This is a genomic window from Desulfitobacterium sp. (assembly GCF_982384815.1).
In genome coordinates this window covers 1-15,383 of the sequence record NZ_CEVWNY010000071.1, presented here as the reverse complement: position 1 = coordinate 15,383, position 15,383 = coordinate 1, and the positions used below count along the sequence as shown (strand labels likewise).

General features: G+C 47.1%; 15 protein-coding genes and 1 pseudogene. 1 reads left to right on the top strand and 15 read right to left on the bottom strand.

What is annotated here, in order from left to right:
• The 4 genes from sdaAA to AC1U9U_RS11020 form a co-directional block, all read right to left on the bottom strand.
• On the bottom strand, positions 1-728 hold a 728-nt coding region (gene sdaAA / locus AC1U9U_RS11035; protein WP_479960616.1), incomplete at its 3' end, for an L-serine ammonia-lyase, iron-sulfur-dependent, subunit alpha.
• 46 nt (positions 729-774) lie between these two features.
• A complete protein-coding gene (sdaAB, locus tag AC1U9U_RS11030) occupies positions 775-1,446 on the bottom strand; it encodes an L-serine ammonia-lyase, iron-sulfur-dependent subunit beta (protein ID WP_479960615.1) in 672 nt (223 codons plus the stop codon).
• A gap of 58 nt (positions 1,447-1,504) precedes the next feature.
• Positions 1,505-3,151 carry a DAK2 domain-containing protein gene (locus AC1U9U_RS11025; protein ID WP_479960618.1) on the bottom strand — a complete coding sequence of 549 codons (1,647 nt, stop codon included), beginning with the start codon at positions 3,149-3,151 and terminating at the stop codon, positions 1,505-1,507.
• Between the two features lie 145 nt (positions 3,152-3,296).
• On the bottom strand, positions 3,297-3,653 hold the full coding sequence (locus AC1U9U_RS11020) for an Asp23/Gls24 family envelope stress response protein (protein WP_479960614.1): 357 nt from the start codon (positions 3,651-3,653) through the stop codon (positions 3,297-3,299).
• A gap of 228 nt (positions 3,654-3,881) precedes the next feature.
• Here AC1U9U_RS11020 and rpmB point away from each other — a divergent pair, with 228 nt between their 5' ends.
• Entirely contained in the window at positions 3,882-4,073 is a 192-nt protein-coding gene (gene rpmB / locus AC1U9U_RS11015; protein ID WP_479960613.1) for a 50S ribosomal protein L28, read from the top strand.
• Positions 4,074-4,267: 194 nt separating this feature from the next.
• Here the strand turns inward: rpmB and hslO are convergent, their stop codons facing one another.
• The 11 genes and pseudogenes from hslO to rlmN form a co-directional block, all read right to left on the bottom strand.
• Complete coding sequence (hslO, locus tag AC1U9U_RS11010) at positions 4,268-5,155, bottom strand: Hsp33 family molecular chaperone HslO (RefSeq protein ID WP_479960612.1); 888 nt, start codon at positions 5,153-5,155, stop codon at positions 4,268-4,270.
• A 374-nt stretch (positions 5,156-5,529) separates the two neighbouring features.
• On the bottom strand, positions 5,530-6,219 hold the full coding sequence (locus AC1U9U_RS11005; protein WP_479960611.1) for a thiamine diphosphokinase: 690 nt from the start codon (positions 6,217-6,219) through the stop codon (positions 5,530-5,532).
• Complete coding sequence (gene rpe / locus AC1U9U_RS11000; protein WP_479960610.1) at positions 6,216-6,890, bottom strand: ribulose-phosphate 3-epimerase; 675 nt, start codon at positions 6,888-6,890, stop codon at positions 6,216-6,218. Before rpe ends, AC1U9U_RS11005 begins: the two co-directional genes overlap by 4 nt.
• A gap of 2 nt (positions 6,891-6,892) precedes the next feature.
• On the bottom strand, positions 6,893-7,780 hold the full coding sequence (gene rsgA, locus AC1U9U_RS10995) for a ribosome small subunit-dependent GTPase A (protein ID WP_479960609.1): 888 nt from the start codon (positions 7,778-7,780) through the stop codon (positions 6,893-6,895).
• Positions 7,781-7,833: 53 nt separating this feature from the next.
• A complete protein-coding gene (gene pknB, locus AC1U9U_RS10990) occupies positions 7,834-9,573 on the bottom strand; it encodes a Stk1 family PASTA domain-containing Ser/Thr kinase (protein ID WP_479960608.1) in 1,740 nt (579 codons plus the stop codon).
• A complete protein-coding gene (locus tag AC1U9U_RS10985; protein ID WP_479960607.1) occupies positions 9,570-10,988 on the bottom strand; it encodes a peptidoglycan D,D-transpeptidase FtsI family protein in 1,419 nt (472 codons plus the stop codon). The genes pknB and AC1U9U_RS10985 overlap by 4 nt, the downstream gene beginning before the upstream one ends.
• Positions 10,985-12,271, bottom strand: a complete 1,287-nt coding sequence (locus tag AC1U9U_RS10980) for an FtsW/RodA/SpoVE family cell cycle protein (protein WP_479960617.1) — start codon at positions 12,269-12,271, stop codon at positions 10,985-10,987. Before AC1U9U_RS10980 ends, AC1U9U_RS10985 begins: the two co-directional genes overlap by 4 nt.
• Positions 12,272-12,283: 12 nt before the next feature.
• Positions 12,284-12,994: pseudogene (locus AC1U9U_RS10975) on the bottom strand (Stp1/IreP family PP2C-type Ser/Thr phosphatase); the annotation flags it as partial.
• Positions 12,972-13,424: an FHA domain-containing protein gene (locus tag AC1U9U_RS10970; RefSeq protein WP_479960606.1), complete on the bottom strand. Its 453-nt coding sequence runs from the start codon at positions 13,422-13,424 to the stop codon at positions 12,972-12,974. The pseudogene AC1U9U_RS10975 and the gene AC1U9U_RS10970, both read right to left, overlap by 23 nt.
• 20 nt (positions 13,425-13,444) lie before the next feature.
• On the bottom strand, positions 13,445-14,251 hold the full coding sequence (locus AC1U9U_RS10965; protein ID WP_479960605.1) for an FhaA domain-containing protein: 807 nt from the start codon (positions 14,249-14,251) through the stop codon (positions 13,445-13,447).
• A complete protein-coding gene (rlmN, locus tag AC1U9U_RS10960) occupies positions 14,248-15,321 on the bottom strand; it encodes a dual-specificity RNA methyltransferase RlmN (RefSeq protein WP_479960604.1) in 1,074 nt (357 codons plus the stop codon). The genes AC1U9U_RS10965 and rlmN overlap by 4 nt, the downstream gene beginning before the upstream one ends.
• Between the last annotated feature and the right edge of the window lie 62 nt (positions 15,322-15,383).

The following is a 15,383-nucleotide window of genomic DNA, read 5'->3' as shown; positions in this document are numbered from 1 at the left end:
CTTTCAATCCCCGCTAATGCCATTTCTGCTGCTGCTAGAGCAACAGTTGCGGCTGTGGCATTCCGCTTTACACAGGGTACCTCCACAAGCCCTGCTACCGGGTCGCAAACCAGCCCCAAAAAAGATTTCATAGCGATAGCCGCCCCATGGGCACAAGCTCCAGGACCGCCACCGGCTAACTCTACCGCCGCCGCAGCCGCCATCCCGGCCGCTGAACCGATCTCCGCTTGACAGCCCCCCTCCGCACCGGATACATTAGCCCGATCGGCAATTATCATTCCGACACCGGCTGCACAAAATAACGCGGTTACCAGGTCCTCCTCTGAAGACTTTAATGCTTCTTCAGCAGTTAAAAGCACAGCCGGCAACACACCGCAGGAACCGGCAGTTGGTGCAGCAACGATTTTTCCCATACCGGCATTGACCTCGACTACCGCTAAAGCCCTGGCAATTGCTCCATTGACGAGATCTCCAATTAAGCTTTTTCCACAACGGCGCAAAGTCTCAACCTTAAGAGCCTCACCGCCTACTAATCCTGACAAAGACTTGCGTTCGCCCCTTAGTCCGCTTTGAACCGCTTCCCGCATCACTTGAAGATTTTGGGCCATTTGCCGCCTTAATTCTTCAAGGGTCTTTTCCGCCTCTTCGGCTTGCTCGGCTAAAACGATCTCACCGATTTTCTTACCTTTTTCTTCGGCAAGGGACACATATTCCATAATGGAACGCATGGACTTTCCCTCCTTATCCACTTATCATGCTCCTTTGTCCAGCCACTTACTCTAATGGTTCAACAGCCATGGCTGTATTTACTGCCGGAAGCTTCTTGATCAAAGCTAAGGCAGCCGGGTCAACAGCTTGATCAGTCTCAATGATCATGAGGGCATGAGCACCTTTTTTCTCCCTGGACACTCGCATTTGGGCGATATTGATTTGGGTCGAGGCGATCAAAGAGGTCACTTGAGCCACTACTCCGGGAAGGTCCTTTTGCAATACCACTAAGGTATGATAATCCCCCCTGATTTCCACCTTGAATTCGTTGATGCCAAGAATTTTAATCTGTCCTCCCCCAATGGATGAACCGGTAATCTCTACCTTTTGCCCCGTCTGACTAATTAAAGAGATTTTCACAGTATTCGGATGAACATCACCCAAATCACCGGTCTTAAAGTGGATGGATATTCCTCTCTCTTCGGCAATAGCATAAGCCTCAGGGATTCTCTCGTCATCCGGGTTCATTCCCAAAAGCCCCGCTACTAAAGCCAGATTTGTACCATGTCCTTTACCGGTTTCAGCAAAAGAGCCATGGAGAACCAGCTCGGCTTCAGCCGGTTCCCCCCCGCATATTTTTCTGGCCATGGCCCCCAGCCGTACCGCTCCGGCAGTGTGCGAACTGGAAGGACCAACCATTATCGGTCCGATTAGGTCAAATACCGTACTCCGCCCCATAACACTCTCTCCTTGTGATGTAAAAACCCCTCCGGATTTCTCCGGAGGGTTCTAGTTATTATTCTACGCCAAAAATATAATAATACAGTGGTTGGTTACCGGGATAAAGCTCTAATTCAATATGAGGTGCTTCTGCTTCAATCCAATTCTTAAGTTCCTCTGCTTGATCCTCTGAAACATCCTCACCATAGAAGATGGTCACCAAATCATGATCCTTCCACTCCATCTTATTCAAGGTCTCTTTGGCAACAGCAAGGCGTTCTTTCCCTGTTACCTGGATGACATCCTCAATAAGTCCCAGGATGTCACCTTCCTTAATCTCTAATTCTCCGAACTGAGAATCACGAACCGCATAGGTTACTTCCCCCGACTTAATTAGGGATAAGCCCTCCTCCATATTTTCGGCATTATCCGCAGCATTCCCATGGGGATTATAATTGACCAATGCCGATATCCCCTGTGGGATTGATTTTGTTGGAATAATAAATATATTACGATCGGTTACGATATCTTTTACTTGGCGGGCTGCCATGACAATGTTGCCGTTATTGGGAAGGATATAGACATTCTTGGCATTGACCTTTCGTACTGCCTCCACGATATTTTCCGTACTGGGGTTCATGGTCTGGCCACCGAAGATAACTTCATCTACCCCTAAGCTTTTGAAGACATCGGCAATCCCTTGTCCCATTGCCACGGCAACGATACCATTGTCTTTTTCTTCCACTTCATCAGCTGATTCTTGGTCCTGATTAACAAAACTTTGGTCTTTTACTCCAGCTATCTCAGGTTCGTTCGTTTTCTGAGCATGAGCCATTGCTTCATTCTGAGCCAACATATTATGAATGGCTACTTCATGGAGAGCACCCCATTGGATAGCATAATCCAAGATCCGGCCCGGATTCTTGACATGGACATGGATCTTCACTACTTCTTCTGTTCCGACAACTAGAAGTGAATCCCCTCGTCCCATTAAATCCTCGCGGATTTTATCTACTTGCAGGTTTTCCCCTTTAACCAAGAACTCAGTACAATAAGGGAATTCCAAATCCTCCACGGCAGTAATTCCGCGCATCATCTGCGGCTCAGCCTGAGGAACATCTGCTACTACCTCTTCTTCGAGTTCCTGTCCCTCCAAAGCAGCAATCCAACCATTCAGGATGATGAGGAAGCCCTGTCCACCGGCGTCTACAACTCCTGCTTGCTTTAAGGCTGGAAGCATATCCGGTGTTTTTTCTAAGGTTTGTTGGCCCCGGGCATAAGCATCTTTTAATACCTTAACTGGGGCAGCTCCCGGTTTGGCACTATTTTGGGCGCCTTTAGCAACTTCACGGGCCACTGTAAGAATAGTTCCTTCAACGGGTCGCATAACTGCTTTGTAGGCGGTATCCACACCCATTTGTAAGGCGTGGGCAATCTGCTGGCCGCTTGCTTCCTTATGGCCCTCTAAGCCTTTAGCAATTCCCCGCAAAAGTTGGGACAAAATTACCCCGGAATTACCCCGGGCACCCATTAAGGAGCCCATAGAAACTGCGGAGGCCACTTCTGCGACAGTTGCGCCGGAAGTCTTTTCCGCATCCTTAACTGCGGATTGAATTGTAAAATTCATATTTGTTCCGGTGTCCCCATCCGGTACCGGAAATACATTTAGGGCATCTACATCATGCTTCTTGCGTTCTAAAGCCTTAGCGCCGGAGCGCATCATTTGTTTCCACTGTTGTCCGGTAACTATAAGGCCTGTATCTCCATCTGATTTCAATATAATCCCCCTACTCTATCGGACCTGGTCCTTATCCGGTGACGGATAAGTCAAGCTTCCGGTAGAGTCCAGACTCCACCGGAACTTTCCTTTATTCTAGGACACGCACACCCTGGACATTGACATTGACTTGTGCTACCTTCAAGCCCGTAAGATTTTCAGTGGTATAGCGGACCCGTTCCATGACGTTAGTAGCTACCTCAGAAATCTTTACACCGTAGCCGACGATAATATACAAATCAATGACGACCTGATTATCATCGATGGATACAACCACTCCCCTGGCTAAATTTTCGCGTCCCAGGAGCTCGGAAAACTTATCGCTTGATTTCCGCGAGGCCATACCTACAAGCCCATAACATTCTACGGCAGCTGCACCGGCAATGGTGGCAATAACTTCTTCCGAAATATCGATCATCCCTAAATTATTACTGATCTCTTTACCCATATACAAGGACCTCCCTCTTCGGCATGTGTCCATATCGTCACTATTTTACCAAGTATTAATGAAATGTTCAAAGAAAATTATGTTAATATGTCATTAATCATTGTCCACTATCTTATAATATTCACTTTGTACCATTCATCGATATCATTTTCAGGAAAAACCTTGCCAATCCCTCAAACATTTGATAGAATACATAAGTATCATTTCCGGTGTAAAGGAGGTAAGAGCATGGCTAATGTATGTGCTATTTGCGGAAAAGGGGTTGCTACAGGTATTCAGGTCAGCCACTCTCATATCCGGACAAAGCGGACTTGGAAACCTAACCTGCAAAGGGTTCACGCCATCGTCAACGGCACTCCGACCCGGATCAGTGTTTGCACCAGATGCTTACGTTCCGGTAAAGTTCAACGTGCAATATAATTACACTTGTACGTACATCCTAATATGCTAAACTTGGCTGGTATCGATTATTCGGTACCGGCTTTAGTTTTTTATTAAGAAGATGAAAACGGTGCTATCTGGGCAAGATCCTTCACTGCGTTCAGTATGGCATAGTGTGTGTCATCCTGAGCATAAGCGAAGGATCTTTTTCAGTATAGACCCACCTACTTCGCCTACTTTACTTGTTCATAAAGCCCGCGCAGCTCATCCTCGCTAAACTGATAATGCTCATTGCAAAAATGGCAAACTAACTCAGCTTGCTTATCCTCAAGAATCTCTTCAAAGCCTTCTTTACCTATACTGACTAAGGTTTCACTTAGTCTCTCTTTGGAACAGGTACATTTATATTGCACAGGGCGTTTTTCTAAGATGCGGTAATCCAAATCCCCCATAAGATTCTTAAGCAAAGCTTCCATACAGTCACTATCGGCGGCAATTTGGCCAATCCCTTGGGTAAGGTTAGCCAGTCGGTCCTCGATGGCTCGAATACTCTCTTCCGAGGCATTAGGCAACAATTGGAACAACATCCCTGCCGCTCCGGCCACATGGAGATCCTTATCGACTAACACACCCAGGAGTGCCGCAGAGTTTATTTGCTCAGAACTGTGTAGGTAATGGACTAAATCATCGGCGATTTCCCCACTAACGATGGGAACCATGCCCGTATAGCTTTCGCCGTTACTCAGAGTGCGGCTGACAACAAATTCCCCGGCTCCTACCCCACCGGCTACATCCAGTTTACCTTCGGCATTTAAAGGAAGGTCTACATTGGGTTCATGAACATATCCGCGAACCTCTCCCCGAGCATTGCCGATGGCTACTACCCCGCCTAAAGGTCCGTCACCCAAAAGTCGTAAGGTAATTGCCTCTTGCCCTTTCATTGAGCTGGCCAGGAGTAAAGAAGCCCCCATCAACCGACCTAAGGCGGCTGTGGCCACCGGTGTTGTTTTATGGCGGGTCGCTGCCTCTTCCACTGTCCGGGTCATACCCACCAGTACCCAGCGGACTTCATCCTTGAGCATGGTGCCTAACCATAATTCGTCTGAATATTTATTACTCATCCTTAATTCAATCCTTACTTATTATTAGATCACTACTCTAAAAATGACTTGAAGGTTGACTCAAAAAGACCCGAAAGCGTAGCTTATCGCACAGGAGAGAACGATTTCACTGTGTATAAGGCAGCTAAGGCTTCTGCCTCGCTTTACTCGCCATAAGCCAAGCTTTCTTTAGCACTGAGGGGCGAAAAAAGCAAACGAAGCTTTCAAGGGTAGCGTAGCCACCCGGTTCACTTCAGGTATTACCCGAAGGTTTGGCGGAGCTCCTTGAAAGCAAGTGATGCTAGCCCCGGGACGCTAAGTGAACGGATGTGCGAGAAGCTACAGGACCCAGACATTTTTCATCATCTGCCGGTGCTGCGTAGCTCCATAGCAGACTACCTTATATTATCGGGATTAAGCGTTATTACCCAAATCATCCCCTCGGAAACTTCCACTAATGCATCTTCCCCTAAAAATACATTGCTTATCCCTCTTGGCGAGTCTTGACGCAAACTCTCACTGCACAAAGGATAATAAAGTCCCTCCGTTCGGACAACAGCCTTTTCCGCCACCGGAATTAATGATAGCTTTTGTCCTTTTTTTCCCTGCAAATTCCCTTGACCATGAAGAAGCCAAATTTCTTGCCCCTGGTCTTTCATGCGAATCTGATATCCTCTTTTATAATGGCCAAGCATCAGGGACAGGTTGCCTAACAAATGATCAATTCTTCCCCCAGTTGCCCCTAGCAAGGAAATCTCCTTAAGCTTTTGTTCCCGTATCTCGGTGTTTTTCTTGCTCTCTTTTTCTTCCTCGATAAGTTTAACCGCATACTCTAAGGCTAGCTCCAGGTCCGTTTCGTCCTTTTCCGAAGGATAGGAAATTATCTGGGTTCCTTGCTTACGACAGATTTCTAGATTTTCCGGCTTGATAGAGTCTAGATCCCCTATTAAGGCATGGGGTAGATAGCCGGAGTCGATAATACAGTTGGCCCCACCATCAGCCGCAATTAAGCGATCATAGGCGGCCAGTTCGGCTTTACCCCATTCTTTATCCCATTCTCCATTGGCTACAACGGCTATTTTCACCGGGTTTCACCATTTAGCTTATGGGACGCCTCCCGAAGTTCCCGGACAGCTTGGGCGGGATCAGGGCCGGCAAATACTGCCGCACCGGCCACTAAGATATTGGCACCGGCTTTGACCGCTGCCGCAGCAGTATCAAGATTTATCCCCCCATCCACCTCGATTTCACAGGTGGATTGCATTTGGTCAAGATGGCGATGGAGAACCTCAATCTTGGGCAGAACCGCCGGGATAAATTTTTGTCCCCCAAAGCCGGGGTTAACACTCATAATCAAAACCATATCCAGCTCATCGAGAATATATTTAATCCCATCCAGAGGGGTGGCCGGGTTAAGGGAAACCCCTGCCGTAAGACCCAGCGCCTTGATCTGTTGGATAGCCCGATGAATATGGGGGGTTGCTTCTAAATGCACTGTAATATGATCTGCCCCCGCTTTAGCAAAAGCGTCGATATAACGTTCCGGGTTTTCAATCATTAAGTGGACATCAAAACGCATTTTTGAGTGAGGACGCAGGGCCTTTACCACTAAGGGGCCAATAGTAATATTCGGCACAAAATGCCCATCCATCACATCAATATGCAATATTTCTGCTCCAGCCTGTTCTACTAAGGCCACTTGATCCCCGAGGCGGGCAAAATCCGCCGACAAAATGGAAGGAGCGATCTTGATCATCCTTAATATCTCCTCTCGGCTGCAATAACTTCCTCTAAAAACTGGCAATAATGATCATAACGTGATTGCTGAATTTGTCCCGCTGCCACCGCAGCTTTTACCGCACAATCCGGCTCCTTATGATGCAGGCAATCTGCAAACCGACACTGTTCCAGGTCTTGAAATTCCCGAAAAAAATCCCCGAGCTCTTCACGCTTCATACCGGGAAGAAAAAGGGAAGAAAAACCAGGCGTATCGGCCAAAAGGCCCTCGCCGCAAATCAGCAGCTCTACATGACGGGTAGTATGCCGGCCCCGCTTAAGCTTGCGACTGACATCACCGGTCTTTAATTCTAAGTCAGGTGATAAGGCGTTAACTAAGCTGGACTTACCCACTCCGGAAGGTCCCGCCAACACTGTCACTTTGCCATTAATATGGTCTTGTACCTCTTTAAGCCCTTCTCCTGTCTTTGTGGAGACTTTGATTAGGTCGTACCCCAGCCCCCGGTAAAAATCCAAGCTTTTTGCACTCCGGATCATTCCGGAGGAGTCGGAAGCATTGACCAAATCCGCTTTGTTCAGAATAATTACGGGCTTAATCCGGGCTTCGGTTACTTGAATAATCAACCGGTCCAGCAAATTTAGGTCCGGCTCCGGAGACACATAGGCAAAGACCAAAAAGGCCTGATCGATATTGGCAATGCTCGGCCTGACTAAAGCATTGCGCCGAGGCTCGACTTCTTCAATGGTCGCCTTCATTCCCGCTCCCGGTAGAATCTTCACCCGGTCGCCCGGTAGGAATTCCTGATTGCGAATACGAAAGCGACCGCGTAGGGAACATTCCCATACTCGGCCTTCCGCAAACACATAATAAAATCCACTATATCCTTTTAGCAGTATTCCCGATATCATGCGTTTAATTAATCTCCTCTAAAAAAGAGTTACATATACAGATAATAAACATCTCAATACCAATATGCCACGTTTACCAAGTCGATTGGATTAAAGGCCAAAGGCCCGGGACCCCGGGAAATGATAAGCCTGACTGTGTCCCCTTTTTTAACCGATTCGCCCGGTTTGGGTATAGTGTTCAAAACAACGTCAGGAGGGAATTCAGTGGAGTCAACCTTTTCGCTCTCGACTATGACATTTAAATCCAACTGTTCCAGAAAAGCTTTAGCTTGAGCAGGGGTTTGGCCAATTACACTATTCAAAACAAAAGGCTTGTTGACTTTTCCGGCACTGACGGTCAGAGTGATGTACCCATTCTTTGGCCAGTCTATACCCGGTACCGGATCCTGATCAACCACAATCCCTTCCGGCAAAGGGGAATTTGGATCTGTTTGGGTTTTGATATTATCTTTCTTAAACCCTAAACTCTCTAGAGTATTACGGGCATCTTCCTCAGTCATCCCGCCGGTTTTTAGGTTAGGAACCTTTGCTTGTTCGGGGCCTAAACTCAACCAGACCTTGATTTCCCGTCCTTCGCGAACACTGGTACCCTCCGCCGGATCAGTTCTGGTAATTTTCCCCTTCTCCACGTCATCACTGTTCTCTTCTTGTACTTCCGGGTCTAAGAGTAAATTACGCTGTTTAATAAAAACCTCTGCTTCGTTAATTGATCTACCCACCAAATTCGGTACAGTGGTAGTTCCGACATTAAACCATTTGGAAAAACCAATCCAAACCCCGCCAAAGACCAGCAGAACCGCTAATAAGGCAACCCAAGGCCAGCGTTTAAGCGTCTTTTTCTGAACTTCTTTTTTGCCGCTTTTGCTATCTGCCTGAGCAATATCGGAGGCTAGGGCAGTATTCACTCCGCTACCTAAAGAACGATGAATCCGTGTACTCTCAAGCTCCTGTTCTTCACCTGCTACTTTGTCCACAGGTAAACCGGCTTGAACCTTATGAAGATCCTGCAGTAATTCCTTGGCCGTAGCATAACGCTGATCCGGGGATTTAGCAATTGCTCGCATCACCAGATTCTCCAGGGCTAAGTTTATCCGTGGATTAAGTTTGCTTGGCAGGACAGCCTGTTCCTGCAAATGCTTTAAAGCAATGGAAATGGGAGTTTCCCCATCATAGGGTACCTTCCCGGTCAAAAGCTCATAGAGAATAATCCCTAAAGAATAGACATCAGATTGTTCGTTAGTCTGAACCCCTCTGGCCTGCTCCGGAGAAAGATAATGCACCGACCCAACAATGTCCCCGGTGTGAGTCATGGTTGCTGCGGACACTGCCCGGGCAATGCCAAAATCAGTTACTTTGATGCGACCATCTTCAGTGACCAAAATGTTATGGGGTTTGATATCCCGATGAATAATATGATGCTCATGGGCGTGGCGAATCGCTTCGGCAATTTGAATCCCCAGTTCTACCGTTTGCTCAGTAGATAGGGGTGCATAGTTACGAATAATATCCTTGAGGTTCTGTCCTTCCACATACTCCATCACGATGTATTCCGTATCCCCATCCTTACCCACATCATAAATGGAGACAATGTTGGTATGGGACAGACTAGCTGCCGATTGAGCTTCACGGCGGAAACGCCGGACAAATTCTTCATCCGCTGTAAATTGCTCGCGGAGAACCTTAATTGTGACAATCCTGTTTAACAATAGGTCCTTGGCTTTATAGACTATGGCCATACCACCGGAGCCGATTTTATCGATTATTTCATAGCGATTGCTCAAGATCTTGCTCACAAGTTATCACCTGCTTTCTGGCTTAATGCGGTTTCGATGATTGCCCGGGCGATGGGTGCCGCAGCCCCTCCCCCTGTGCCCCCATTCTCGACAAGAACTGCTACAGCGATTTGGGGGTTATCCGCCGGAGCAAAAGCAATATACCAAGCATGGGTCCGAACATTTCCTCCCGGTTCCGCGGAACCGGTCTTGGCAGCCACTTGGATTCCCGGGATTGCTCCGGGGGCGGCTGTTCCATCATTAACTGCCGTAACCATGGCACTTTTAATTTTTCCGGCTTCTTCCGGGGATAAGGGCGTTAACCAAGGCTCGCTCTTTTTTCGGTAAAGTACATCCTGATTCTCATCTAGGACCTGATCCACGATATGGGGTTGCATGATCACACCTTGATTGGCGATGCCCGCAGTAATCAAGGCCATATGAAATGGTGTAACTAAAACTTCGCCCTGGCCGAAGGCACTGGCCGCCAGCAGATTGGCATCCAGGTGATGAGGAACAGCTCCTTCATTTGTCAAGGAGCTACGATTCACCTTTATCTCAAAAGGAATTTCCTCACCAAAACCAAAAGATTTGGCAGCTTGAAGAAATCTTTTATCCCCGGCTTTTACCCCATAAGTCGCAAAATAAGTATTACAGGATTCGGCTAAAGCCAAATTAAAATTCACCCAGCCATGAGCCTTGTCATTTTGTTCACGGATAACTTGACCATTGATTACGGCTGTGCCCGTACAATTATAGAGATCACTGGGATTAAGACCGGCGCGCAGAAGTGCTGCAGAAGTCATGACCTTGAGGGTGGACCCAGGAGTATAAAGAGCAAAGGCATGATTCAAAAAAGGGCTGCCGGATTTTTTGCTGATCGTATCCCAATTCTTGTCTAAGTCATTGCCGTCAAAGCTAGGCTGGCTGACTAAGGCTAAAACCTCCCCGCTCCGGGGATCAATGGCCACCGCAGAACCGATTTTTCCTTTTAGTCCTTCATAGGCAACCTTTTGCAAGGAATAATCAAGAGTCAACACAACATCATTTCCCTTACGGGGAAGCTGAAAAACCTGCTCTAAGGTCTGGACGGCAGTAGCGTCTTTTATACCTAAAAGCCAATCTCCTAGGTAGGCCTCCAATCCGGAAGAACCGTGGAGAAGGGTTGCGTAACCGATTAGAGGCTCTAAGGACTCACCCTTGGGATAAGTACGAGTCTTTTTCTCCTCATTCACTTCAGTCCGTGCCAATACTTCGCCATTTCTGTCGAAAATTCCTCCCCTTACCACTCGCTGCTCCAGAAGAATAAGTCGGCGATTAGCAGGATTGTCCATTAATTCTGTAGAACGAACCACTTGCCAATAGATTAGGCCGAAGCTTAAGCAAACGATACTTAAACAGAAGCCTACGGCAACATTTCTTAGTCCCTTTTTCACGCTGCATACTCCCTTCCCTTATTCTTGATGGTTAAAGGTCCGGCAGCCTCAGCATGCGAGATATTAGCTAAAATCCCCAGCAGCAAAAAGTGGGTGAGCAAGGAACTCCCGCCATAGCTGACCCAAGGGAGTGGTATCCCCGTTAAAGGTAAAAGTTTGGTTACTCCCGCTAAGATAATAATTGCCTCCGTGCCTACTAGAATTCCAATGCCGGCGGCTAAAATCTGACCAAAACGATCCCCCGCCTGCATACTAATATGGAAGGCCCGAAGAACAACTACCAAAAAGAGCATCAGTAAAGCCATTGCCCCGATAAACCCTGCTTCTTCGGCGATGATAGAAAAAATAAAGTCCGTACTGGAGGCCGGTACCTGAGAAGCCCCTATCCCATTACCCAGGCCTGTCCCTAGAATCTTGCCGCCGCCAATGGCAAAGAGGGATTGCGCAATCTGATAGCCGCCACCGCTGGTATCTACCCAAGGATTTAGCCAGGTGGCAACCCGAACTCGGACATGGCCAAAAAGAAAGTATCCCAAGGTGCCCGTACATAAGAACACAGGAATTGACACGCCTAGATAGAGCAAACGCTCTGTCACCACATAGAGAATCAAAACATATAGAGAGTAAAACACCAGGGCGGTACCTAAACTTTTCTGGGCGGCCAAAAGGAGTAAGGAAAAGCCTCCCATGACCAGAAAAGGGCCAAGAGTGCGCCAATCAGGCAAAGAAAGCCTACCGACTTGCACAGTTCCGATTCTTAAGACTTCCTCATGTTCACTAAGGTAAGAAGCTAGGAAAATAAGCATGGCCACCTTAACTAATTCCTCGGATTCGAAGGTTATCCCGCCGATATGCAGCCAACTGGTTGCTCCCCCTTGAGCTATCCCGAAAATCAAGGTGATGAGCAGTAGGATTACAGCTCCTAAACCAAATAAATAACGTATGCGTCCCAAAGCACGGTAATCACGTAGAGCATAGAGAACAAAATAATAAACAAACAGCCCTAGGCACGCCCACCAAAATTGCTTAAGGGCGGCAGCCGGTCGAATTCGTGTTAAAAAAACTAAGCCAATGACTAAAATCAACTGAACTGTTGGCAATAAGTAAGGATCTCCTTTAAAAGCCACTAGCTTTTCCAGTGCTGCACCGATTAAAAGCAACAGCGAAAAGATCCCTGCCTGCCAAAGGATTTGCTCATTTGTTTTACCATCTAGGGTCAATACTCCTAACCCGACCCAAAGTACACTTAAAATTAGTAAACGTAAAATCCAGACCCTTTTCATTCCGTCACTCGCTATACAGCACAAGGCTGTAAAATTATCGGGTGCACCTCGCTCGATGATCAGCTTATGAATATGTTCAAGGTGCTCTTCCCATGAACAATTCTGCAAGAACTCCTCCGCTAACTCTTGATCACTGATTAAATTAGATACGCCATCCGTACAGAGAAAAAACACATCCCCAGTTTTCGACTCCAAGGATTGGGAGTCTACCTTCACATCCCATTCCGCACCCACGGCACGAACCAACATATGTCGTTTCGGATGGTTATCAGCCTCTTCAAGGGAAATCTGTCCCAACCGGACAAGTTCACCCACCAAAGAGTGATCATTAGTCAGCTGAAGCAAATTGTTATCCCGCCAAAGGTAAGCCCTGCTATCTCCCACATGAGCGAGAACAAGCTTATTATCCCGAAAAACTAAAGCTGTTAAAGTCGTTCCCATTCCTTCCGTTGCCGGATTACGAGTCGAACTGGTATATACTTCCCGATTAGCACGAACCAGGATTTCTTTCACTTGGTTCTCCAGCTCTTCATCTCCTATCACTGCTAAGCCGGGGGCACTGTTTTTCAATTCATCAATAGCAGTTCTTGCCGCCACTTCACCGGCAAGATGTCCTCCCATTCCGTCGGCTACCGCATAAACACCGTATTCCGGGAGGATGAGAAAGGCATCTTCATTGTTTTTGCGCACACTGCCTGTTTCACTGAAGCTTAGAACTCTCATTTTGCCACCTCGAATATTGGAAAGTTATACTTCCAATTTTCACATAGTCTCCTGCAACCAATTGTACCTGAGAATGTATTCGCTCTCCATTGACCCAAGTTCCATTAGTACTTCCGATATCTTCGATAGTGGTTACACCTTTATGATGTCGTACCACCACATGATCCATGGAAGCAAAGTGATCTGCCAAGACCACATCATTATTTTTCCCTCTGCCGATCTTTAATCCTTTGTGGTCAATCCGAAAAACCCGACCCTTGGGCAAAAGTTCTCCCCCGGAAAGGACTTCCAAGCGCCCATAATCCTTATCGCTTTTGCGAATTAACCCTTTATATTGCAAATCGGCCAACAATGCTGTAAGAATTCGAAAAAGGAAGAGATATATTAAGGAAATGAATAACAGCCTTCCCAGTACTAAAATCCCCTGCATAGAAACCTCCAAAATCTCGTTCAATCGTGACGTAGGATGAAGACAGTTTGACCGATTTCAATCCGGTCACCTAAGTCAATTTTTTGCTTAGCTACCCTTTGACCATTAAGCAAGGTTCCATTGGTGCTGCCTAAATCATCAATTATCCATTCATCACCCAAACGACTTACCTTAAGATGTCTGCGCGATACCTCCGGATCCTTAAGCACGATTTCGCACTGACCATGACGCCCTATATGAAAGCATTCCCCCTCTAAGGGGAAGGTTTTTCCGGAATCCGGTCCCACAATAATTTCGAGAACGTAATGAATTTTCCTGCCATGCTCCGGGGAATTTAGAAGATTAAAAGGAAGTTCCCCCTGAAAAACATTGGTTTGGTCCCGCCAATCCATATTATCTGCGGATTCCTCATTGTTATCTTCTGTGTACTCATCTTTATCATCCCAGAGCACTTCGATAGAGTCATCAAAATCCACTTCAATAAACATTTCATGGGGCTTTACCGTATCATCGGAATGCAATTCTATGGAGGGCTTACTTAAGAAGGTAAATCCGCTTTTCTTTCCTTCGGCATAAAGATATTTGGATAGTTCAATCAAAAAGGCATCCCCAAAGCTAGCAAAAGGACTCCAATCGCTGGAATGGAGAAAAACCCGATAAACATTGGGCACATAGACTTGGGAAATGCTTACCTGCTTGTTCTTGTGCATAAAGCGAACCAACTCTTTGGCCAATTCAACCGGTTGCAGTCTGGTGTTGTTATTCTTTTTGAAAATACCCGTAAACAAACTTTCCGCCACTTCCTCGAAGCGGGCTAGTAAATTCATTGTTGCTCACACTCCAATTGCCGTCTCAGTTGACCGCAGGCTGCATCGATATCCGTCCCTTTTTCTTCACGAACAGATACAGGTGTTCCCTCACCCTCCAAAACCCGAGCAAAATTTTGGATCTCCTTAGCAGTCGGTCTCGCCATGCCGGTCTCTACCACCGGATTAACCGGAATTAAATTAACATGGGCTAATTGCCCTTTTAAGAGTCGGGCCACTTCTGAAGCCGCTTCCCGAGTCGCTTGTCCGGAAATCAAGGCGATCTCGAAAGTAATCCGGCGGTTTGTCAGCTTGGTATATTCTCCGCAGGCCTCCATCAGTTCTTCTAGGGGATACCGACGATTCATGGGAATAAGTTGATCGCGGGTCTTGTTATTGGCACTATGCAACGAAACCGCCAAGCCCACTTGAGCATTGTCAAGAGCAAGCCGGCGAATTCTTGGGGCTACTCCGCTGGTGGAGATAGTCATCCTCCGCATGCCGATTCCTTGTCCCTCCTGATGATTCAATAGTTCAATGGCCTTCAGGACGGATTCGTAATTTAACAGAGGCTCGCCCATTCCCATAAATACGATATTGGTCACTTGGAAGTCCGGATCCTCCTGGCGCAGGATATGGGTGATGTCCAACACCTGGCCTACAATCTCCCCAGGGCTTAAGTTCCTCTTTAAGCCCCCCAAGCCGGTAGCACAAAAAGCGCAACCCACTGCACAACCAATCTGGGTTGAGACGCAGACAGTATGTCGATCACGGTGCTTGAGTCGATCATAGTCCATGAGAACACACTCGATGGTCTCTCCATCAAAGCAACGGAACAAGAATTTACGGGTTCCGTCCCGTGAAATCTGCTCTTTCACTTTCGTAAAGGGCTGTAGGGAAAGGACTTCATGCAGTTTTTGCCGATGGTCGGCGCTGATGTTCTTGATTTCCTCCCAATCTTGGACAGCCTTTTGCTGAACCCACTGAAATAACTGTCGCCCCCGAAATTTCGGTAGTCCCAGCTCCAAACATTGCTGAACCATTTCCCCCATATTCAGATCTCGGCAATCCACTCTCTTCATAGTATTCACCCAAATCCTTCCAGCTAAACTTCACCCCGGCGAAATTTAGCCAGGAAAAAACCATCCATGTC